The sequence below is a fragment of the Pseudoalteromonas sp. D15MCD-2 genome (genome assembly GCF_038562745.1).
Lineage (GTDB): Bacteria > Pseudomonadota > Gammaproteobacteria > Enterobacterales > Alteromonadaceae > Pseudoalteromonas.
The window spans coordinates 1,610,657-1,633,326 of record NZ_JBCFQE010000001.1 but is presented as its reverse complement, the minus strand read 5'-3'; the positions used below and the strand labels follow the sequence as shown (position 1 = coordinate 1,633,326).

General features: G+C 40.0%; 15 protein-coding genes. 8 read left to right on the top strand and 7 right to left on the bottom strand.

Features of this window, described 5'->3' with window-relative positions:
• Positions 1 to 171 precede the first annotated feature (171 nt).
• A complete protein-coding gene (locus AADY36_RS07365; protein WP_342408765.1) occupies positions 172 to 3,597 on the bottom strand; it encodes a hypothetical protein in 3,426 nt (1,141 codons plus the stop codon).
• Positions 3,598 to 3,789: 192 nt separating this feature from the next.
• Between AADY36_RS07365 and AADY36_RS07360 the strand changes: the two genes are divergently transcribed.
• A complete protein-coding gene (locus tag AADY36_RS07360; protein ID WP_055020834.1) occupies positions 3,790 to 5,121 on the top strand; it encodes a dicarboxylate/amino acid:cation symporter in 1,332 nt (443 codons plus the stop codon).
• Positions 5,122 to 5,184: 63 nt separating this feature from the next.
• Here the strand turns inward: AADY36_RS07360 and sohB are convergent, their stop codons facing one another.
• Together sohB and AADY36_RS07350 are read right to left on the bottom strand one after the other, a co-directional pair.
• Positions 5,185 to 6,201: a protease SohB gene (gene sohB, locus AADY36_RS07355; RefSeq protein ID WP_239964579.1), complete on the bottom strand. Its 1,017-nt coding sequence runs from the start codon at positions 6,199 to 6,201 to the stop codon at positions 5,185 to 5,187.
• Between the two features lie 115 nt (positions 6,202 to 6,316).
• Positions 6,317 to 8,749 carry a VolA/Pla-1 family phospholipase gene (locus tag AADY36_RS07350; protein ID WP_342408764.1) on the bottom strand — a complete coding sequence of 811 codons (2,433 nt, stop codon included), beginning with the start codon at positions 8,747 to 8,749 and terminating at the stop codon, positions 6,317 to 6,319.
• Between the two features lie 228 nt (positions 8,750 to 8,977).
• On the opposite strand from AADY36_RS07350, the gene AADY36_RS07345 reads away from it, so the two are divergent.
• Complete coding sequence (locus AADY36_RS07345) at positions 8,978 to 9,721, top strand: YciK family oxidoreductase (protein WP_175079589.1); 744 nt, start codon at positions 8,978 to 8,980, stop codon at positions 9,719 to 9,721.
• Positions 9,722 to 9,780: 59 nt separating this feature from the next.
• On the opposite strand, the gene pssA is transcribed toward AADY36_RS07345, so the two are convergent.
• On the bottom strand, positions 9,781 to 11,106 hold the full coding sequence (pssA, locus tag AADY36_RS07340; RefSeq protein ID WP_342408763.1) for a CDP-diacylglycerol--serine O-phosphatidyltransferase: 1,326 nt from the start codon (positions 11,104 to 11,106) through the stop codon (positions 9,781 to 9,783).
• A 288-nt stretch (positions 11,107 to 11,394) separates the two neighbouring features.
• Between pssA and trxB the strand changes: the two genes are divergently transcribed.
• The 4 genes from trxB (at position 11,395) to infA (ending at position 14,172) form a co-directional block, all read left to right on the top strand.
• Positions 11,395 to 12,345 carry a thioredoxin-disulfide reductase gene (gene trxB, locus AADY36_RS07335; RefSeq protein ID WP_342408762.1) on the top strand — a complete coding sequence of 317 codons (951 nt, stop codon included), beginning with the start codon at positions 11,395 to 11,397 and terminating at the stop codon, positions 12,343 to 12,345.
• A gap of 104 nt (positions 12,346 to 12,449) precedes the next feature.
• Entirely contained in the window at positions 12,450 to 13,166 is a 717-nt protein-coding gene (aat, locus tag AADY36_RS07330) for a leucyl/phenylalanyl-tRNA--protein transferase (RefSeq protein ID WP_342408761.1), read from the top strand.
• Entirely contained in the window at positions 13,159 to 13,863 is a 705-nt protein-coding gene (locus AADY36_RS07325; RefSeq protein WP_054561664.1) for an arginyltransferase, read from the top strand. Before aat ends, AADY36_RS07325 begins: the two co-directional genes overlap by 8 nt.
• A gap of 90 nt (positions 13,864 to 13,953) precedes the next feature.
• Positions 13,954 to 14,172: a translation initiation factor IF-1 gene (gene infA, locus AADY36_RS07320; RefSeq protein ID WP_002962494.1), complete on the top strand. Its 219-nt coding sequence runs from the start codon at positions 13,954 to 13,956 to the stop codon at positions 14,170 to 14,172.
• Between the two features lie 174 nt (positions 14,173 to 14,346).
• Here infA and clpA read toward each other — a convergent pair whose 3' ends face one another.
• Both clpA and clpS read right to left on the bottom strand, forming a co-directional pair.
• A complete protein-coding gene (gene clpA / locus AADY36_RS07315; RefSeq protein ID WP_054561665.1) occupies positions 14,347 to 16,611 on the bottom strand; it encodes an ATP-dependent Clp protease ATP-binding subunit ClpA in 2,265 nt (754 codons plus the stop codon).
• 71 nt (positions 16,612 to 16,682) lie between these two features.
• The gene (clpS, locus tag AADY36_RS07310; protein ID WP_161804337.1) at positions 16,683 to 16,991 is read right to left on the bottom strand and encodes an ATP-dependent Clp protease adapter ClpS; all 309 of its coding nucleotides are present in this window, start codon (positions 16,989 to 16,991) and stop codon (positions 16,683 to 16,685) included.
• A 209-nt stretch (positions 16,992 to 17,200) separates the two neighbouring features.
• Here clpS and cspD point away from each other — a divergent pair, with 209 nt between their 5' ends.
• Both cspD and AADY36_RS07300 read left to right on the top strand, forming a co-directional pair.
• On the top strand, positions 17,201 to 17,416 hold the full coding sequence (gene cspD / locus AADY36_RS07305; protein ID WP_036968098.1) for a cold shock domain-containing protein CspD: 216 nt from the start codon (positions 17,201 to 17,203) through the stop codon (positions 17,414 to 17,416).
• Between the two features lie 432 nt (positions 17,417 to 17,848).
• Positions 17,849 to 20,071 (top strand): NADP-dependent isocitrate dehydrogenase, encoded by a 2,223-nt coding sequence (locus tag AADY36_RS07300; protein ID WP_062564528.1) that lies wholly within the window; start codon positions 17,849 to 17,851, stop codon positions 20,069 to 20,071.
• Positions 20,072 to 20,366: 295 nt separating this feature from the next.
• Here AADY36_RS07300 and AADY36_RS07295 read toward each other — a convergent pair whose 3' ends face one another.
• Entirely contained in the window at positions 20,367 to 22,670 is a 2,304-nt protein-coding gene (locus AADY36_RS07295) for a hybrid sensor histidine kinase/response regulator (protein WP_342408760.1), read from the bottom strand.

Here is a 22,670-nt window from a genome sequence, read left to right as displayed (position 1 = left end):
CAAGCTTTTAATAGAAACTTTTCTTCATTGAGTGAATAATTAAACAATTTTTGTTGCTAATTTAGTCAATGTGGTGTTTTGCGGTAATTTCAAGGGGAATATATAGAACAGCAACAAAAATGCCAACCTTCTGGTTGGCATTTTTTTAAATTTAAACAATTATCTACTTAATTAGCCATCGTCACTTATTGCTATTGTAGCAGTTGATACATTGTCTTTACCTGTTGTGAATTCAACAGTTAAGAAACCATCAGTTTTATCATTTGGATCAGCTTCACGGCTAATCGTAAGGGCAACCCCAGTCGCTGTTGTTTGGCTTGTATTACCAATATCAAAACCAGATGTACCACTATAATCACCATTATCTGCACTAATTGCAACCGCGGTGCCTGAAGGCATTGGGTTGTTGTAAATATCAGAGAAATAAAGCTCAAAACTCAGCGCTGACAACTGGTTACCTGAATCAGCGGTAGTAATGTTAATTGAGCCTAAATCACAGTAGTCAGTATTCGCTGTGGCTTCTAAACGAGCAATAATAGCACCTGACTGCGTATCTGCTTGTCGATAAATTGTATTACAGTTCTCAATATCCACAGCAAGTTGCATTGCATTATCTGTAAATACAGTTGGATCGTCTTCTGTTGTTTCAGCAAGTGCTTCAGCAAAGCGGTTACGTAGCTCATCTTTTGTTACTACAAAACGACTGTATGCAAAGCTTCCTGACATAATAATCTCAAATGAGTCACGAACATCAATAAGCTCTTTGGTACATAAAGTCTCAAATGTTGCGTCTTCATCAGGATCTGTCGCGGCTGCAGAGCACTCAAGACCATTGTATTTACCATCAGCAAGTGTATGCATCTCATTTAAGTCAATATCGAAGTTTTCTTCTGTATGACCTGCATTAGTATTCGTTGCACTACATGGGTCGCTTGCATCACCTTCTTGACAGTTTTCAGCAGCTTTAGTGACCGCTGCTGTAACTGGGTCATAAATTGCAGCTAGACCGTCATAAACGCCATTTTCATTATGATCGACAGACGCTTCAGGTAAGTCATAACCACTGTAATACTCATTTTTGTCATAAAGTCCATTACCATTAATGTCGATAAATGACTCTTGACCTTTTGCAGTCACAAGTACTGTTGCGCGAGCACCGAGAGGTACACCATCATCATCAAACGCAGCATTTAAAATACCCGCCATACAAGGTGCTGCCACACCAAAATATAGGTCGCAGTTAATTGCACTTGTTTTTGGGTTAGTGCTATTGATTTTATTGCCCCATTTATCTTCGCTAAATGGAATCGGGTTTTGTGAGCGCCACTGTGCAACGCACGCACCATCAACCGTGTTACATTCAAGTTGAGGGTTAAACTCCTCACCATCTAGTGTCCCTACAGCGCCGCCTTCTGTCGTTAAATAAACCGAAGTCCCATCTGGTACTGGGTTATTGAAGTGATCTGCAACATAAACCGAAATATCTGTGGTATCACCAATGTAATTTAATGCTTCAATGTTGATGATTTCCGGGCCTGCGGTAAAGCTATTACCATCAGGTAAGCCTGAGCTGATTGAAACAAGATCTGATACGCTTGTTACTTGCTCATCTAATGAAACCAACGAAAGCTCACCAGAAGGACATGAAACACTGCTATCACGGTCTGCTTCATCTAGAAGACATTCGTCATAAAGCTCTTTCCAACAAGTTACATTATCATTTTGATCTGCTGGGATTTGGTCATCAGGAATATAACAAGCTTGTACACGCACTGCTTGTGGAACAAAACCAGAGTTTATCTGAATTCGAGCTAAACCTTCTGAGTCAGTTGACACGCTGGCATGAGAAAAACCACTTGCATCTGTAACTTCAGAGAGTGAAATTCCACCATTAGTAGAGCTTAAACGAAAATCTAAACGTTTTTGCTTCGCAACATTACCAATTGCATCGGTAAGTTTAAAAGTAAGTTGGCTTGTTTCTTGGCGTGAAACACCACCCGTCCCTTTTAGAGCAAGCACATTTTCTGTCGCTTCTACAAATTCGATTGAGCTTACTTCAGCTGCTGATACAGGCACATTCACTGATACCACTTTTGGTGTTCCACCAGTTAGTACTGTTGCTGTTACTGTATCGCCCTGTGAAGTGTTACAGCCGTTGCTTCTGTATGTTGCTGTAGCAATGCCGCTAATACTCGTCGCGGTTTCATCCATTACAGATAAATCTGATTCAACACACCCTGAAGTGAACTCAACATCAAGAGGAGAAACATATAAATCACCAGCTGCATCATAAATTGTTACTGTAATAACAGTAGTCGCACCTGCAGCAAGCGGCACAAATTCGTCATCAATAACATTGCCTGAGTCATCAAGCTTGTTATATAAACCATTTGAAATTTCAACGCTTAATTCAGCTGTCGCAATTTCAAATGCTTTTGAAGAAGTCACAGACTTAGCAGTCACAGTAACCTCGCCCGCACCACTATTGGCGCCAGGCTGTAATTTTAAAATGGCAAAGCCAAAGTTGTCAGTCAAGGCTTTTCCAGATTCTGGTAATAAACCACCAAGATCTGTTGAAAGCTCAGCGATAATACCGTCGATACCGTCGCCCGAGCTTGTATCTGTCACTTTAACCATTACATCGATAAGTTCGTCAGATGAGAATTGATTTACAACTGTACACCCTGACGTTAAGTAAGTAGTTTCAAGAGATGTTGTACTGCGATTGGCATCCCAATCAGTCGCACAGCCTTGAAGTAGTTTAATATCAAGCTCAGCTTCAGCACTTTCAACTGGGGCATCATCACCATTTGAAATAAAGCCTGCGATTTTTGTGATACTGTTACCACTTTCATCTGTGTAAGTTGCAACGACTTGACCTGCACCTTTTGAGTCACCACTGCTAAGCGTTACAAATGCCTCACCATTTTCATCGGTAAGGGCTGTGCCTAGTACTGGTGTAATTTTACCTGTGTAGTTAGTGGTAAATGAAATAAGTTGCCCATCGAGTGGCGTGTCTTCATCAAGTAAAGTCGCAGTAACCGTACCTTTGTTATCTTTACTCACTGGGTTATCTAGAGAGAATGGCTGACCTGAGCTATCTACGATGTTAAGGCTTAGCGTAATACTACCGCTAACACTCGAGTCATCTGTTTCAGAGCCATCTGATGTAAAACCAAACGTATCAGTATATGTCTCACTATCAATTACATATGTAGCAGTAACAATACCTGCCCCCGCAGTATCACCCGCAGTTAACGTAATTGATGCAACACCATCAGAATCAGTTAAATCTGTTCCAGAAACTGGGTCTAATAGACCTATGTCACCATCTAGACTGAAATTAATAACTGCACCTACAACGGCTTCGTCATTATTAGTCAATGTTGCCGAGATGGTTAACGGTGTGTCAGCTGTAACTGCACTCGCTTCATCTGTAGTAGATTGGTTGTAGCCTTGAACAGACACAACATAGTTTGTTTCTACGGTTGTGTCATCATCTCCATCGGATGAATCACTATCTAATGATCCTCCACCGCCACAGGCGGCTAACAATGAGATGAAAACTAAAACACTTAGCCATCGCAATAAAGGCATCGACCTCTCCCTAGTTAGCTATTTTTTACTTATGTGATTGTTTACCTAATATTAACCTAAAAATTAAACGAAGATCATAATTTTTTTCCTTTAAAGGCAACGAAATTATTTAACTATTTATCGAATTTTTCTGTATAAAAATCTTCATGCTGGTAGTCTATGGCAAAATTTATAAAAAAATAGACTGGGTGTATGTCAAAAGTACGATCTTTAAGCCTTACATCTCGTATCATGGTAGGTATGGTACTAGGTGTAATCGTTGGTTTTATCTTTCAAGCCATTTTAGCGGGTGAAGACGATTTCCTTATTCCACTAGGGTTATTCTCTTTACCAATTAAAGCATTTTTTGTTGATGGTATTTTCCATGTTGGTGGTCAAATTTTCATTGCAAGCTTAAAGATGCTTGTGGTGCCACTGGTTTTTGTATCATTAGTCTGTGGTACTTGTAGCTTAAGCGACCCTAAAAAATTAGGCCGTTTAGGCGGTAAGTCAATTTTGCTTTATTTAGCAACGACCGCAATTGCGATTACTGTTGCTATTACTTTAGCCTTATTAGTTAACCCAGGTGAAGGAATCAATTTACCTTCGGATGCTAACTACAGTGCAAAAGAAGCACCTACCCTTGCGCAAGTCATTATCGGTATGTTCCCAACAAACCCTATTGATGCTATGGCAAGTGGTAATATGCTACAGGTTATTGTTTTTGCATTATTATTCGGTGTTGCTATGGCCCTTAGCGGTAAAGCAGGCCAACGTGTTGCAAATGTTTTTGAAGACTTAAATACTGTTATTTTAAAGCTAGTTACCTTACTTATGAACATTGCACCTTATGGTGTGTTCTTCTTGATGGCAAAACTCTTTACAACCATCGACTTAAAGCTAATTAAGAGCCTTGCTTTATACTTCGGTGTGGTTGTATTTGCACTTCTGTTCCACGGTTTAGTTAACTACAGTGTCTTGTTAAAGTTATTTACCGGCCTTAACCCAATTACGTTTTTAAAGAAGATGAAAAACGCTTGCCTATTTGCATTTAGTACATCTAGCTCAAGTGCAACTATGCCTATTACCCTTGAAACTGCGAGCAAGAAGTTAGGTGCGCACAACTCAGTTGCTTCGTTTACTGTGCCTTTAGGCGCAACCATTAACATGGACGGCACAGCAATTATGCAAGGTGTTGCGACCGTGTTCATCGCACAGGTATTTTCAGTTGATTTAACAATTTCTGATTACTTAATGGTAATTTTAACCGCAACACTTGCTTCTGTGGGTACTGCGGGTGTACCTGGTGTTGGTCTTATTATGTTAGCCATGGTGTTAAACCAAGTAGGCTTACCTGTAGAAGGTATTGCTATCATCATTGGTGTTGACCGTTTACTCGATATGACACGTACCGCTGTCAACGTAACCGGTGACTGTATGGTTACCTGTGTGGTTGCAAAATCTGAAGGTGAATTTGATGAGGACGTATTTAATGACCCTAATGCAGCTAAAGATTTAGAGGACTATCATAAGTCAATTAAGTAATTACTTATCTGCAGCCCATAAAAAACCCGCTAAGTTAGCGGGTTTTTTATTGATAGTGCTTGGTTATGGATTTAAGCCTTTAAGACGTGACATTAAACTAACACCCGCTTTACTTACCCCTGAACTTAAACCAACGGCTAGCTTATCGCTTAAATTCTTCTTAATACGGTATTTAACTTTATAAATTTGACGTTCTTTAGCTTGGCTCAATAAGATATCATCACTTGTGTCAATCTTATCAACTAAACCTTTATCGAACGCTTGGGTAGCAAACCAATGCTCACCGGTTGCAACAGTATCAATATCTAGAGATGGGCGCTGCTCACTCACAAAGGTTTTAAATAAACCGTGAGTCTGTTCAATTTCTTCTTTGAATTTTTCACGGCCTTTATCGGTATTTTCACCAAAGATAGTTAGCGTTCGCTTGTATTCACCTGCGGTGATTTGCTCAAAATCAACATCATTCTTTTTCAAGATTTTATTAAAGTTAGGAATTTGCGCAATAACACCAATCGAGCCAACAATTGCAAAAGGTGCTGCAATAATCTCATTGGCCACACAGGCCATCATATAGCCACCACTTGCTGCTACTTTATCAATAGCAACAGTTAAATGAATTCCAGCATTACGTAAGCGTTGTAGTTGAGAGGCAGCAAGGCCATAGCCGTGTACCACACCACCACCACTTTCAAGGCGTACCAGCACGCGATCTTTTTCTTTGTCGGCAATGGTTAAAATAGCGGTAATTTCTTCTCGTAGGCTTTCTACTTCGTGGGCATCAACACTGCCATTAAAGTCAATTACATATAAACGTGATTTAGGCTCGTCGTTTTGCTGTTTTTTAGTCTCAGCTTTTTGCTGTTTTTGGTGAGCCTTGAGCTCTTTTTTTGAAAGAGTATTTTCGATAAAGCTTTGTTTTAGATCATCAAGTTGCTCACTCAAATCATCAATCGTTATCTCCCCTTTCTTCGCTTTGGGTTTCACTGCAGCGCCCATGATAATGGCAACAATCACAGCAATTGCGATGACAAATGTCAGGGTCTTTGCAAAAAATAACCCGTATTCATATAAAAATTCCAATCAAACTCTCCATTTATTAATGCATCGGCACAATTTACCACGCTTTAAAGTAAAAAAAAGCCACATGATGTGGCTTTTTACTTAATTGGTTATTACTTAATTAGTAAGGTTCCGATTATTCAGTAACGACTTCTGTATTAGTAACCTGAAGATACTGACCACGGCTAGCTAGGAAAGTCGCGATTTGCAATTGCATTTCAGCAGTTGCCGCTGCACTTTCTTCAGCTGTTGCACCTGAATCTGCTGTTGCAACCGGTGTTAACACTGAGCTGTGATGGCCTTTAGTGAATTTAACCACATAGCTCATTGGATCAGCTGTTGGCCCTTGAGTTTCAACCACGGTTGATAAGCCCATTAGGTTAGCAAGAGGTAAGCTGCCAGCAATTGGGTTACTCGCCACCATAGGTGGAATAACCATATCAGCATTATTATTTTCACCATCACCTACTACTACGCTCATGTAGACTGGCGTACCAAGCGCCGCAACAGATGCTGCGTAGTTAGATGGGTCGCCGCTATCAAGTGCTGTTTGCGCAGCAAAGGCAAACTGAGTGATCACACTTTGAATGTTAGCTAATTTTGCTGTTTCGCCTGCCATTGTTAACGAACTTACGTACTCTTTATAAGCACATGTAACGAAAGCCGTTTGGTTAGACGCAAGTGAACCACAGTTTGATAGCGCTTCATTTTGAGTATAAGCACCAAACTCCGCTGATTCAGCTGTGCCTGCTGCAAGTAATACAGAGCCTTGTACAAATGGGCCAAATGTATTTGACTCAATTAAGAAGCTGGCGATACCACCGCCACCACTGGCAAGTGCTACGCTTTTAACGTTGAACAATGGATCAACTTGGTCAGCTAGCGGTGCATTAGTCACAGCAACAAATGCTGGAGCAACTACCGAGCCTAATGAATGACCTAAGAATGATACATCTTGTGCATTTAAATCAGCAGCACCGGTAAAGTTAAGACCTAAGCGTAAGCCAAGTAAATCAGCAACTGATTGGCGTAAGCTATCACGCGCTACTAATAATGACTTTAAGTTCATATAGCTTAATACAGAACCTGTAGAGGCATTAAAGTCGTCAGTACCGTCGCCGTCTACATCTACACCACGCTCACCATGCATAGGGTGATCGATTGCAGCTGTTGCAAAGCCTTGCATTGTTAGCTGTGCGGTAATAGCTAGCATATCTTCTTTTTTAGAAGTAATGCCGTGCTGAAGGATAACAACAGGCCAGCCTGTCTCAGGCATGCTCAATGCGTCTAAGCCAAGCTGAGCTCGCACTGCATTAATCACAGGTAAAATTGGTTTAGTAATTTGTACCGGCACATTAGCAATGCTTTGTGTTTTTGGAATTGTGTTGTACTTAGTTAAGTGTTTTGTTTGATCTAACCCTAAATCACGTAACTTACCATCACTTAACGCCATACAAAGGCCATCAGTTTCGCTAATAGGGTCTGTTGGGAATGAGTCACCGGCTGCTGCCGCATAACCTAACACAGCTACACCACTATCACACAAACCTTGCCAATAAGTCGCTGATAAATCATCGACCGTTGTGCCTGTTGGTGTTGCTAAATACATAGGTAACATTACGCTACCCTTTTGATACTGCACACCACCAAACACAGGTGATAAACCTGTAACACCTTGTGATGCGAATACTTGCTCAACTGTAATAACTGGTTGCTCAGGAATTTGCACCATCGGCGTAGGTAGAGCATCTTGCGTTAAACTTGCTGCAAGCAGCTGTTTTACTGTACCAAGTACTTGACCTGCTGATTGCATTGTCATCGCAGCAGAATAGATAATTTCATCTTTTGTGATTGCACCACCCGATGTCACAGCATCTTCGTAGCTATTGATAACCGCTTGAAGTGACTTTTGCGAATCAGTGATAAGTGTTGTCTCTTCGCTCACTAGTGCATAAGTTGAAGATGGCTCAATTGAACGCCCTTCTGAGTCCATTAATGACGTTGTCAGAACATTAATGTAAGTGCTTCCCGCTTTAAATGGCTTAAGTGGGATAACAGCAACCGCATCACCAGAACCTTGAGTAATGAAGTCAACGCCAAAGGTTAATTCAGACACTAATTTACAAGCAATACCCGCTGGCACTTGCGAGCAAGTTTCATCTGTTTGGCTTGCACCCATTACAACTTCAAAAATACGCACAGCTCCTGGTGAAGCAGCAGAAGTCATATCAAGAGAAATACCCGCAGGAAAAGTTAAATCGATTTTAAACGGAGTTTGTGTTGACCAGCCATCAAGGGCACCAAGTGCAAGCTGAGGATCAGCATAAGCTGCACGTTCAACACTGACATTGTTGTCGTCTAATTCACCCGGCATGTTTAAAGTACCATCAAGGGTACCACTCATCAGTAAATCATTCGGTACTGAGATTACACTATTCGCTGGGTCAAATTTTACTGTCGCGGTTGGGAGAACAGGAGGATTATCATTTTTTACATCTTCTAATGTTTCTCCTCCACCACAGCCAGTAATGGCTGACGCAATGGCTAGTGAGAGTAGCAGTTTTTTCATAATTTCGCTCCGCGCAAATCTTATTGTTATTGTGTGTTCAGGGTTAAAAGTAGTTATTCTACTACCTTCATTCTAAGTTAATTTAATGTAATTAGGTTATTAATGAGACATTAGACCAGTTAAAGTTAACGTAAAGTTTCAATTTTCGCCACCTTAATTTGCAATAAATTCGATAACTTGGCTTTTTGCTATGGTAAAATGATGAAAAATCTAATCGATGGTACGTTTATGCATACTTATAAAGCCGCAGAGAATGCGCTAAAAGACAAAGTAATTTTAATAACAGGTGCTGGTGACGGCATTGGTCGTGTTGCCGCATTAACTTATGCTAAGCATGGTGCCACTGTTATTTTACTTGGAAAAACAACCAATAAACTTGAATGTGTTTATGATGAAATCGTAAATGCAGGCTATCCACAACCGGCTATTGTGCCAATGGATCTAAAAGGTGCCACAAAACAAAACTACCGTGACTTAGCTGCAACCATCGAAATGCAGTTCGGTAAGTTAGATGGTTTACTCAATAACGCAGGTATTTTAGGTTCATTAGGTCCTCTAGAACATTTCTGTGTTTCTACCTTTGAAAACATCATGAAAGTGAATGTAACTGCACAAGCGATGATCACTAAATTCATGTTCCCTCTGCTTCGCAAATCTGATAGCGCATCTGTTATTTTTACTTCGTCAGGTGTTGGTCGCCAAGGCCGTGAACACTGGGGTGCGTATGCAATCTCAAAATTTGCTGTTGAAGGTATGATGCAAACGTGGGCTTGTGAAGTGGGTAAAACCAATATTCGCGTAAACTGTATTAACCCAGGTGCTACTCGCACATCGATGCGTGCATCAGCATACCCAGGTGAAGATAGAGATAAGTTAGCAACACCTGAAGATTTAATGCCAACATATTTATACTTGATGAGCGAAGACTCTAAAGAGGTAAACGGCCAGTCTTTAGATGCTCAACAAAAGTAAAGTAGATTACTAATATCTAGACACAAAAAAGCAGCTTTCGCTGCTTTTTTAATTTTCGATTAAATAAAACGTTTGATAATAAAATCAACTTTTACACGTTTAGCCTGCCCCAATAGCTTTTTAACCGGTGCAGGATAGTCATCCATCGTCTCTAAATCCTGTGGACCTGTTAAACGACGACAATGCTGCAAAATAGCTTGTTTTTCATTTTCTATTTGCTCAAGAATATGCTGCTTAGGGTCGTCAATTAAAATACCGTTTTCGATATCTAAGCCCCATGCGCGCGGATTTAAATTATGCCCACTTAATAAATGTAAGCGCTTATCTGAGCAAATCCCTTTTAAGTGAAAAGAATTACTTTCATGTTTCCAAAGGTAAACATTCAAATTACCATTACTGATGTGGCGTTTTTGTGACTTTAAAAACTTATACAAAATGGTTTCATATAAATAAGGTAATGCACCAATTTTACTAAACGGCTCACTTGGCGGCAGGTAAAAATCGTTTGCGGTTTTATCCCCTACCACAATAGTTACTTGCTTGCCTTGCTTCAATAAACGGCGTAATGAACGCATTAATGGTGCCGGAAAGTTAAAGTAAGGGGTATAAAGAACGAGTTCTTGCTCTGTGGTATCGAATAACGACTTAATTAAACGATTCAGCTTATTACTTCTGCGTCCTAAACCTAAAAATAAACGCACACCCAACTCACCGGCACTGGCTTCTGCAGCACTTTCGTAACTTGCCGATTTAAGTTCACGCATCAATTGTTTTTGCGCGACTTTAATATCATTAAACTTTACCAGTGGACGCATATCAATACGTGGCACTGCAGCTGAGCTTAAAAGATGTGTTTCTATAAATTCGATGACCGAATTACATAATCCAGCTTGGCTAACTAAAAAGTAGCGGTCTAAACGGTAACGTTCGTCTTGCTGCAGATACACATTATTTAAGCTTGCGCCGCTGTATAATAATGTGTCGTCAATCACAAAGCCTTTTAAATGCAGGACTCCGAAAAGCTCTTTGGCTTTTACTGGAACACCATGAACTTTAACATTTGATTGATACTGCTCTTGAAAATCACAATACATGCTGGCATTGCCATCAGACTTAGCCGCACCAATTAAACCACGTTGAGCTCGGTGAAAATCAACGAGTACTTTTACTTCTAACTCAGGGTTAGCAAGTGATGCTTCATGTAACGCAGTTAATATTTCTCGCCCAGCTTCATCGTCTTGCAAATATAAAGCAGTAATATAAATTCTTTTTTTCGCTGCACCAATTAAACGCAATAGTTCAGTGCGATACTCTTTTGCATTGGTTAAGACTTGTACGTCTTCTGTAGTCAGCCCAAAAGCGGGCTTTTCCTGCCAAAATACCATAATTGCCTGTTCGTTTAGTTAGCTCATACCAAGAGCTAATATCAAAATTAGCTAAAACATACCAAAAAAATATTGCTTGGTCATGAATTACCGTACTTTGATCACAGAACAATTTGTAATTAGCCTGTTTTATGAGCAAAAAGAGTTATTTAAATTATAATAAGTAAGGATTATTTGACAGCTTAGCGATTTGACTAAAAAAATAATCAGGGCTTTTGTTTACATCCGCCTTGTTTTTCTTAGAATCGGGCGCATAGACATCGTATTGAAACGTTTTTAGGAAAAACCATGAGTGACGCAAAACACTGTAAACTATTAATCTTAGGTTCTGGCCCAGCAGGCTACACGGCAGCGGTATACGCAGCACGTGCCAACCTTAACCCTGTTCTTATCACTGGTATTCAGCAAGGTGGTCAATTAACGACAACCACTGAAGTTGAAAACTGGCCTGGCGATGCACACGGTTTAACAGGCCCAGCATTAATGGACCGTATGAAAGAACACGCTGAACGTTTCGAGACTGAAATTGTTTTTGATCATATTAATAAAGTTGATGTTTCAAAGCGCCCTTTCACTTTAACTGGTGACTCAGGCACTTATACGTGTGATGCATTAATTATCGCAACAGGCGCGTCGGCTAAATACTTAGGTTTAGAATCAGAGACTAACTTCCAAGGTCGTGGTGTTTCTGCTTGTGCAACCTGTGATGGTTTCTTCTACCGTGGTCAAAAAGTAGCGGTTGTAGGCGGTGGTAACACTGCTGTTGAAGAAGCACTTTACTTATCAAATATCGTTGATGAAGTTCACGTTATACATCGTCGTGACAGCTTCCGTAGTGAAAAAATCTTAGCTGATCGTTTAAAAGAAAAAGCTGAAAACGGTAACGTTGTTTTACATTATAATCGCACTTTGGATGAAGTACTTGGTGATGAAATGGGCGTAACTGGCATCCGTATTAAAGCAACTGATTCTGAAGAAACAGAAAACTTAGATCTTGCCGGTGTATTCATTGCAATTGGCCATAAGCCAAACACTGACATGTTTGAAGGTCAGCTAGAAATGAAAGACGGCTATTTAGTCGTTCAGTCTGGTTTAAACGGTAACGCAACACAAACAAGCGTACCAGGTGTATTTGCTGCAGGTGACGTGTCTGATCACATTTATCGTCAAGCAATCACATCAGCAGGTACGGGTTGTATGGCTGCACTTGATGCAGAACGCTTCTTAGATAACCTATAAAATAGTTGATCTAAAGCACTAGATACTAGGGGCTGTTGTAAACAGCCCCTTTTTTATAGCTAAATTTTTGTTAAAATCAGAGCAAATAACAACGATACGCTGATATGATCAAGCAACTGTACCAACTCTCGCCCGAGACTGTTGATTTTCCAGACCCAGAACTCGCCCTTGATGAGCCCGATGGCCTGTTGGCAATTGGCGGGGATTTATCAGTTGAGCGCATTAAAAATTCCTACAACACAGGTATTTTTCCTTGGTTTAGTGACTATGAGCCCATTATGTGGTGGTCACCTAGCATGCGTGGTGTTATTGAGCTAAATGAATTTCATGTTAGTCGCAGCTTAAAAAAGCATTTAAAGCGTTTTCCTGTGCGTGTCACCATAAATCATGCATTTTCCCACGTTATCAATGCCTGTCGTGAGCAACGTATCGATGCAGAAGGTACCTGGATCACTGAGCAAATGATGCATGCCTACATTGAAGCGCACCACCAGGGTCTAGCGCACAGCCTTGAAATATGGCACCAAGATGAACTCGTAGCTGGTCTCTATGGCATTATGCAAAATGGCATATTTTGTGGTGAATCAATGTTTCATCAAGTCAGTAATGGCTCAAAGCTGGCGATGTGGGCATTAGTTAATTGGCTTAAGAAGCACCAAGCCCATTTTATTGATTGCCAACTAGAAAACCCTTATTTAATCACTTTAGGTGCAAAAGTTATCCCACGTAGAGAATTTTTAACTAGACTTAAATTAGCGCACAGTTATGTGCCTAAAAAAGATATGTGGCAACCACAAGAGTTGATTAATATTTATGACTGAGCACTTACCCGCTAGGCTTGGTTTAAGCCAGCAATTTGATTGCAGTTATTTACCCGACCGTCAGGAGCAACTACTTGTTATACTTGATCCAAGTTGTTATTGCCCTGATAAATTTGAACAGTTATTAGCATTGGGTTTTAGACGCAGTGGCGACCAAATCTATCGTCCACATTGCCCTATTTGTAATGCCTGTAATTCAGTGCGCGTTTTGGCCCAACAATTTACCCCTTCAAAATCGCAAAAGCGCAAATTAAATAAAGCAAATAAGGTTTTCACAGTCAGTTATAGTGAATACGAACGCGCAGAATATTACCCGTTATATTGCAAATACATCACGCAAAGGCATCAAGATGGTTCAATGTTTCCGCCTGATCAAAGTCAGTACGAAAGCTTTTTGTTTTGCCAGTGGCTACCCGTTACGTTCTTAGAGTTAAGAGATGGCGATAAATTAGTTGCTGTCGCGGTAACCGATTGCATGACCAATGCCCTATCAGCGATTTATACCTTTTTTGACCCTGATTATGAGCAATACAGTATTGGTAGCATCATGATCATGGAACAAATTAAATTTGCAAAACAACAAGCAAAACAATTTGTCTATTTAGGTTACCAAATCGACGAATGCACTAAAATGAAATATAAAACCCAATTTTTGCCTGCACAAAAGCACATTGGCGACGAGTGGTTGGCGATTTAATTTACAAAATTGAGCCCTGTAGCTTTACTTATTGCTGTATTTTCGGCAAAATCTGCAGCGTTTAACTATTAAAGAGGTGTTACGCTAAACATGGCGAAAGAAGACGTAATCGAAATGCAAGGTACGGTCCTTGATACTTTACCAAATACAATGTTCCGAGTTGAGCTAGAAAATGGTCACGTTGTTGTGGCTCATATCTCTGGTAAAATGCGCAAAAACTACATCCGCATCTTAACTGGCGACAAAGTAACCGTAGAAATGACTCCTTACGATTTATCGAAAGGTCGCATCGTATTCCGTGCTCGCTAAGTTAGTGCGTTAACGAGAGATTTAGCTTTTTGCTGCTTTGAATGAGCAGGTGTGTTTATTACAAAGAGCTAAAAGCGTTTGTTAAATGGTGTTAAAACTAACTTAGTTTTAATTCCATTTAATAAACAAAAAGCCCAGCAATTGCTGGGCTTTTTGTTTTCAGCTAAAAACAACTTAAGCTGTTTCTAGGCTAGTTTCAAAGTCAAAGTGAATTTTCTTATCTTTAACCGATACCTTAACTGAACCACCATCGGCTAGCTCACCAAACAAGATTGCATTTGCAAGCGGCTTTTTAAGCTCATCTTGGATAACACGAGCCATCGGGCGTGCACCCATCGCTTTATCGTAGCCTTTATCTGCCAACCACTCTCTTGCTTTGGATGTAAGTTCAAGGTTAACCGACTTCTTATCAAGTTGTGCTTGTAACTCAACAATGAACTTATCAACCACTTGCAAGATAATCTCTTTCTCAAGGTGATTAAACCAAATGATATTATCTAAGCGGTTTCTAAACTCAGGTGAAAACACTTTGTTGATTTCACTCATTGCATCATGAGAATGGTCTTGTTCGGTAAAGCCAATCGACTTACGTACAGTCTCTTGAACACCCGCATTCGTCGTCATCACCAATACTACATTTCTGAAATCGGCTTTACGACCGTTGTTATCAGTAAGGGTACCGTGATCCATTACTTGCAGTAGAATGTTGTAAATATCTGAATGTGCTTTTTCAATTTCGTCCAGTAGCACAACTGCATGCGGGTTTTTAATTACCGCTTCAGTTAATAAACCACCTTGCTCAAAACCTACATAGCCAGGAGGTGCACCAATTAGACGGCTGACCGCATGACGTTCAACGTATTCAGACATATCAAAGCGAATAAACTCAACACCCATACATTTAGCAAGCTGCTTAGTGACTTCTGTTTTACCAACCCCTGTTGGGCCTGCAAATAAGAACGAACCCACCGGTTTATCTTCGTTAGCAAGGCCTGAGCGCGATAAACGAATTGCTGAAGTCAATGCATCGATTGATTGGTCTTGACCAAACACCAGCATTTTCAGGTTACGGTCAAGGTTCTTAAGTGTCTCTTTATCGCTAGAAGAAACGCTTTGCTGAGGAATACGCGCCATTTTAGATACAATGAGCTCGATATCAGCCACACCGATTGTTTTCTTACGCTTAGAAACGGGCTGTAAACGCTGATTAGCACCTGCTTCATCAATAACATCAATAGCCTTGTCAGGTAAGTGACGTTCATTAATGTATTTAGCACTAAGTTCTGCTGCTGCTTTCAATGCTTTTTGAGTATAACGAATACCATGGTGCTCTTCGTAACGCTCTTTTAAACCGTTAAGAATTTTCGTGGTATCAGCCACACTTGGTTCAAGCACATCAATTTTTTGGAAACGACGCACTAGCGCACGGTCTTTTTCAAAGATATTCTTGAACTCGTTATAAGTAGTTGAGCCCATGCAGCGCAACTTACCACTCGAAAGTAGCGGTTTAATTAGGTTCGATGCATCCATTACACCACCCGATGCTGCGCCGGCACCAATGATGGTATGAATTTCATCAATAAATAAAATTGAACCTGGTTTAGCTTGTAACTCTTTAAGCAGCGATTTAAAACGTTTTTCAAAATCACCACGGTATTTGGTACCCGCTAATAATGCGCCCATATCGAGTGAGTAAACAACTGCATCGGCAATCACTTCAGGTACTTCTTTATTTACAATACGATAAGCAAGGCCTTCAGCAATGGCTGTTTTACCCACACCAGCTTCACCAACCAAGAGCGGGTTATTTTTCTTACGACGACATAACACTTGTACAGTGCGTTCAACTTCGTTGTCGCGACCCACTAATGGGTCTATATTGCCATCAATTGCTTGCTGATTTAGATTAGTCGTAAAGTTTTCAAGCTTAGTCGGCTCCTCGCCTTGCACTTCTTGCACTTCTTCATGAATGTCATCGTGGTCTTCACCGCCAATGTCGTCATCTGTTTTGGAAATGCCATGCGAAATGAAGTTAACAATATCTAAACGATTAACATCTGATTTTTTAAGTAGATAAACAGCTTGGCTTTCTTGCTCAGAAAAAATTGCCACTAGCACATTAACGCCAGTTACTTCGTTTTTGCCTGATGATTGCACGTGAAACACAGCGCGCTGTAATACACGCTGAAAACCTAACGTCGGTTGTGTTTCTCTGTCTTCTTCAAGATCAGGAATAACCGGCGTTGTTTCATCAATAAAATCTGATAATTCGACTTTTAATGCGCCCATATCAACGCCGCAGGCGTTAAGCGCTTCTCCAGCAGAAGGGTTATCGAGCAGTGCAAGTAAAAGATGCTCGACGGTCATAAATTCATGACGGCGTGTTCTCGCTTCGCGAAACGCCGCATTCAAGGTTAGTTCTAAGTCTTTGTTTAGCATTGGCAACCCCTTACTGAGATAATATTTATATACCGTTGTGACGGGCTAATTGGTTCACCCTACCTTGGTATTTATTCCTGCTCACAACTACATAGCAGTGGATGCTCGTTGTCTCGTGCGTAACGATTAACTTGTTCAGCTTTGGTATGAGCTACATCGGCGCTGTAAACACCGCAAATTGCTTTACCGTTATGATGAACTTGAAGCATCACATCTGTTGCTCTATCGCTATCCATATTAAAAAACGTCATTAGTACTTCTATCACAAAGTCCATAGGCGTGTAATCATCATTATTTAAAATGACTTTATATTTTCGCGGTGGTTGCAATTTTTGCTTTTCACTATCGCGAACTGTTTCAATAACACCAGAATCTTTCATGCCACTCATAATTAAATATAGTCTTGTCTTTAGAACTCAAGCAAACTTGAATAAAAAAATAAATAAATTGTTAAAAAATAGTCTAAAACACTTGACTGACTGGCTAAATAAACTACAGTCAAATATAGATTGATTAATCATTAGTCAGTCTAGCAAATTACACGGTTTAGAATAACTAAATTAGTCAACTTATAGAAGGATGTAGAAGTATGGCTTGTGGAAAAGTCAAATGGTTCAACAATGCCAAAGGTTTTGGCTTCATCGTAGAAGACGGCAGCGAGACTGATATATTCGCTCATTACTCAACGATTGTAATGGACGGTTATAAAACACTTAAAGCTGGTCAAGATGTAACATTCGAATTGCAACAAGGTCCAAAAGGGTTACACGCAACGAATATTGCGCCTAACGATGAAATCTCTTAGGTAAAACCTATTCGAGTATCAAGCGAGCGACCTTGTTAAGATCCTCGCTTACTCTTCTCATTTAAATATATCTCTCACTTCCCTTGAAATTCCATTTCTTTACCCCAATTGTTTAATTGTTATTAGCCCTTTAGAGCCAAGCTTGTTACACTCTTGTTGCTTAAATTTAGCTTTTTCGTCATTTTGACGTAAGGCTTTTGGCTAATTTCATAATTTGCTTATTTGAGCTATAAGAATTTTACAGTCTGTCAGCTGTGGTTATTTTAATACTATGTATTGAGTTGCAACAGCTAACAGACTGCTTGCTGTTGTTTTATCAAGGCACTTAAGCTTGGTAATTCAAGGCTATCTATTGCATTGTTGAATATGGCTAATTAAGGGTTACTGCTAGCAGTCATTACCAAACATTACGCCAACTATCTAGGAATGATGATGACATCAAAAATTATCTATACTAAAACAGATGAAGCGCCAGCTCTTGCAACGTATTCATTGTTACCAATCATCCAAGCGTATACAAACGCTGCGGGTGTTGAAGTTGAAACTCGCGATATTTCATTAGCGGGTCGTGTAATTGCAAACTTCCCTGAGTACTTAACTGAAGATCAACGTATTGATGATGCACTTGCAGAGTTAGGTGAAATGGCTAAAACACCTGAAGCTAACATTATCAAGTTACCTAATATCAGTGCTTCTATCCCTCAGCTACGTGCAGTAATCAAAGAGTTACAAGAAAAAGGTTACGCATTACCTGACTACCCTTCAGAGCCAAAAACTGATGAAGAAAAGAAAGTTAAAGCAACTTACGACAAAATCAAAGGTTCTGCTGTAAACCCGGTACTTCGTGAAGGTAACTCAGACCGTCGTGCTCCAGGTTCAGTAAAAGAGTACGCTCGCAATAATCCACACTCAATGGGTGCATGGAGCAAAGATTCTCAGTCTTACGTTGCTAGCATGGAAGAAGGTGACTTCTTCGGTTCTGAGCAATCAGTGACTGTTGCAGAAGCAACTGACGTACGTATCGAGCATGTTGCTGAAAATGGTGACATTACAGTTCTTAAAGCAAGCACACCATTACTAGCGGGTGAAGTAATTGACGCGTCTCGCATGAGTGCTGCTAAGCTTCAAGCTTTTCTTGCAAAAGAAATTCAAGCAGCAAAAGACAAAGGCGTGTTGTTCTCATTACACATGAAAGCAACTATGATGAAAGTGTCTGACCCAATCATCTTCGGTCACGCTGTAAAAGTGTTCTTCAAAGACGTATTCACAAAACACGCTGATCTTTTCAAAGAACTAGATGTCGACGTAAACAACGGCTTTGGTGATGTATTCTCAAAAATCGAAAGCCTAGATGCAGCTAAGAAAGCTGAAATCGAAGCTGATATCCAAGCGGTATACGACAACAACCCTGCTATTGCAATGGTTGATTCTGACCGTGGTATCACTAACCTTCACGTACCAAGTGATGTGATCATCGATGCATCAATGCCTGCTGCAATCCGTTCTAGCGGTCAAATGTGGAATAGCGAAGGTAAATTACAAGACACTAGCTTTGTAATTCCAGATCGTTGTTACTCAGGTGTTTACCAAGCAACTATCGATTTCTGTAAAGAAAATGGTGCATTCGATCCAACAACTATGGGTAGCGTACCTAACGTTGGTCTTATGGCTCAAAAAGCTGAAGAGTACGGTTCACACGACAAAACGTTTGAAGTAGCTGCTGCTGGTACAATCCGTGTAGTTGACACAGCTGGTACAACTTTACTTGAGCATGCTGTTGAGCAAGGTGATATCTGGCGTATGTGTCAGGTGAAAGACGCACCAATCCAAGATTGGGTTAAACTTGCTGTTAATCGCGCTCGCGCAACTAACACGCCAGCAGTTTTCTGGTTAGACGAAAACCGTGCACACGATGCTGAGCTAATCAAAAAAGTAAACGCGTATTTACCGCAACATGATACTGATGGTCTTGAAATCCACATCTTAGCACCAATTGAAGCGACTAAGTTCTCATTAGAGCGCATCAAAGAAGGTAAAGACACTATTTCAGTAACTGGTAACGTATTACGTGACTACCTAACTGACTTATTCCCAATTCTTGAGCTTGGTACAAGTGCTAAAATGCTTTCAATCGTACCACTTATGAATGGTGGTGGCTTATTCGAAACAGGTGCAGGTGGTTCAGCACCTAAGCACGTTCAACAGTTCGAAAAAGAAAACCACTTACGTTGGGATTCATTAGGTGAGTTCTTAGCGCTTGCGGCTTCTTTAGAGCACTTAGCAGTTAATACTGGTAATAAGAAAGCACAAGTTCTTGCTGATACGCTTGATAAAGCAACTGGTACTTTCCTAGCTGAAAACAAATCACCTTCACGTAAAGTGAAAGAGATTGATAACCGTGGTTCGCACTTCTTCCTTTCTTTATTCTGGGCACAAGAACTTGCTGCACAAAATGATGATGCGGAATTAAAAGCACAGTTCACACAAATCGCTGCTGATCTTGAGTCTCAAAAAGACCAAATCGTTACTGAATTAAACGATGCACAAGGTCCAGCAATGAGTGTTGGCGGTTACTTCCAACCAAATGATGAGTTAGCATTCAAAGCAATGCGTCCAAGCTCAACATTTAATGACATCCTAGCTAAACTGGTTTAATTCATTTAAACATAATTAATTAGCTATAAGAGAGTTACCTCAGTGTTTTTAACACCGAAGAGGTAACTCTTTTTTATTTTAGCGACTTAAAATCAATTTTTAATACCAATTCGCTTAATTAAGTGGATCTATTTTGAGGCAATAAAACCTCGTTGATAGCAAGGCAAAAATTTCGTTATTTAGTTGTGCTCGGCAATTGCTCCTGCATTGCTCTACCTTCTGCATCCATGCAGTCGTAAAACAGAAATTTTTAACGCAGATAGCGACAGGTTTAATCCCTCAAAATGATTAAGTATTATTGCGGGATGGTATCACAGTCACTCGTAGCGCTCACTTCACTTTTAGACCACTTTAGTAAAGCCGTTTTAACACATTGGTAGTCAATCGGCTTGGCAACAAAATCATTCATTCCTGCGGCAAAACATCGTTGCTTATCTCCTTCAAGTACATTGGCCGTTAAGGCAATAATAGGAGTCGCTTTATACTCTGGCATTTCTCTTATGCGTATTGTTGCTTGCGGGCCATCAAGTATAGGCATCTGCATATCCATAAATATAATATCAAAGCAGTTTTGCAGATTATTTTCCCCACTATGTTCCTTACATAGCGCAACAGCCTGCTCGCCATCCCCTGCTATTTTTATTGAGCTTATACCAAACTCATTTAACATAGCTTCGATAACAACCTGATTAATATCATTGTCTTCGACGACCAATACATTTAATGATGAAAAGTCTACTTGTTCCTCTTCATTTTCTTGCCTCGTTGCGGTTTCAAACTCAGAGTGCTCAATAACCTGTGTTGTTTTTAGCTCAAAATAAAAACAAGAACCCTGCCCTAGCTCACTTTCTACCTGCAAAGGAGCATTCATCAAAATTAGTAATTTGCTTGAGATAGCAAGGCCGAGCCCTGTACCACCGAAGCGCCTTGTAATTGAGGTATCCGCTTGAGAAAACGCTTCAAATAACTTACCGAGATTTTCTTTTGCGATACCTATTCCTGTATCAATCACACTAAATTTGATGCTCAAATCATCGCCGCCTAGCTCATTAATTTTTACGTTGAGGGTCACACAGCCTTTCTCGGTGAATTTAATTGCATTCCCAATAAGGTTTATCAACACTTGTTTTAGGCGGGCTTCATCAGCAAAGAAAACACAATGTTGATACTCTTCAGCAACAGAAATATTCAACTTAATATGCTTATTTTGGGCTTGCTCTTTAAATAAATGCTGTAACTCATCTAGTAGCGAATTTAAATGTATAGGCACAGACTCTAGCTCAATTTTAGACGCCTCAATCTTACTTATATCTAAAATGTCGTTGATGATTACCAATAAACCTGCCCCTGACGATTGTATAATATTAAGCATCTTCATTTGTTCATGAGACAAACTGGTACGACTCAACTGCCGCGCCATTCCTAAAATGCCATTCATAGGGGTTCTAATTTCATGGCTCATATTTGCCAAAAATTCTGATTTCACCTTGGTGGTGTGTTCTGCCGTTTTCTTGGCTTGGGTAAGGTCTTGGCTTAACACCCGAAATCTATCTGCCGCAGTTGCAAGCACACCAATTTCATCGTTACGCTTTAAATCATAAATAGGAGCTGATAAATCACCAGCTAAGAAGTATTGAAAACTTGTGGTTAAACGTGTAATTGCACGCGATATATGCAGATGGAAATAGATTGCAAGCGCGATAATGTAGATAACTACACCAACAGCAAGAAAACGCAGAGTTTGATCTGTTTTTATTACTGTTTCTTGCGCTTCACTTTTAATCTTTTGCAATTTTGCTAGGGATTGCTCTCTTAGTTTATCTGCAAGGGTACTGAACTCTATAGCATCGCCAGCCATAACAACATTAACCAAGCTTAAATAGTTTCGGTTAGCCTGCACGCCTCTCGAAAAAGCCTGTTTATATGTTTTAGCATGTTCACGGTTATTACTTAGATCAGTGTTGGTTTGTGACTGATTTGATAAAATAGCCAGCGCCTTATTAACCGCTGCTCTTTTAGAATAATCTTTTTTGGCAAGAAACAAAGAGGCATCACGATGTAATTCATGCCATACATTGAGATGTTCAGTGATAGCCAATTTGTTTTCATTGGTAGTCGCAGTTAATTTGAGGTTGGTTAATTCATTAATAGCTGCTAAATAGATTTGCGGTAACTCAACGTCAGTGAGCTCTGTTTTTATTTCATAACGCTTGGCAAGCACATCTAGATTTTCACCGTACCGAGAAATCAGCTGTGTCATTGAATTTAAATAAACTTGGCTTTCAAGTTCATCACTTTTCAAATCAACACTTTCTAAACGTGCTTTTATACTTTCAAAGTTCTCTATTATTTTACTAAATACGGTTTTACTACCTGAGAATCCATAAACTGAAATATCACGCTGCATTTCAACAATATCTTTATTTATACGAAGTATACCCACGGCATAATTACTAATGCGGCTTATATCGTTAAAAGATGTTTCAATTCTTTGTAATCGCTTGTTCAAGACAAAATAACTCGCCCCCATTACAAGTAAAACGAGTGTCAATGCCAATAACACTTTGGCTGCTAAAGACCTAGAAAAAATGGTTAGCAA

What these genes read in the sequence shown, in the direction of transcription:
- AADY36_RS07365 (WP_342408765.1), bottom strand. Translation starts at nt 3,597, where the DNA reads ATGCCTTTATTGCGATGGCTAAGTGTTTTAGTTTTCATCTCATTGTTA.
- AADY36_RS07345 (WP_175079589.1), top strand. Translation starts at nt 8,978, where the DNA reads ATGCATACTTATAAAGCCGCAGAGAATGCGCTAAAAGACAAAGTAATT.
- AADY36_RS07360 (WP_055020834.1), top strand. Translation starts at nt 3,790, where the DNA reads ATGTCAAAAGTACGATCTTTAAGCCTTACATCTCGTATCATGGTAGGT.
- clpS (WP_161804337.1), bottom strand. Translation starts at nt 16,991, where the DNA reads ATGAAAGATTCTGGTGTTATTGAAACAGTTCGCGATAGTGAAAAGCAA.
- AADY36_RS07300 (WP_062564528.1), top strand. Translation starts at nt 17,849, where the DNA reads ATGACATCAAAAATTATCTATACTAAAACAGATGAAGCGCCAGCTCTT.
- aat (WP_342408761.1), top strand. Translation starts at nt 12,450, where the DNA reads ATGATCAAGCAACTGTACCAACTCTCGCCCGAGACTGTTGATTTTCCA.
- infA (WP_002962494.1), top strand. Translation starts at nt 13,954, where the DNA reads ATGGCGAAAGAAGACGTAATCGAAATGCAAGGTACGGTCCTTGATACT.
- cspD (WP_036968098.1), top strand. Translation starts at nt 17,201, where the DNA reads ATGGCTTGTGGAAAAGTCAAATGGTTCAACAATGCCAAAGGTTTTGGC.
- trxB (WP_342408762.1), top strand. Translation starts at nt 11,395, where the DNA reads ATGAGTGACGCAAAACACTGTAAACTATTAATCTTAGGTTCTGGCCCA.
- pssA (WP_342408763.1), bottom strand. Translation starts at nt 11,106, where the DNA reads ATGGTATTTTGGCAGGAAAAGCCCGCTTTTGGGCTGACTACAGAAGAC.
- AADY36_RS07350 (WP_342408764.1), bottom strand. Translation starts at nt 8,749, where the DNA reads ATGAAAAAACTGCTACTCTCACTAGCCATTGCGTCAGCCATTACTGGC.
- clpA (WP_054561665.1), bottom strand. Translation starts at nt 16,611, where the DNA reads ATGCTAAACAAAGACTTAGAACTAACCTTGAATGCGGCGTTTCGCGAA.
- AADY36_RS07325 (WP_054561664.1), top strand. Translation starts at nt 13,159, where the DNA reads ATGACTGAGCACTTACCCGCTAGGCTTGGTTTAAGCCAGCAATTTGAT.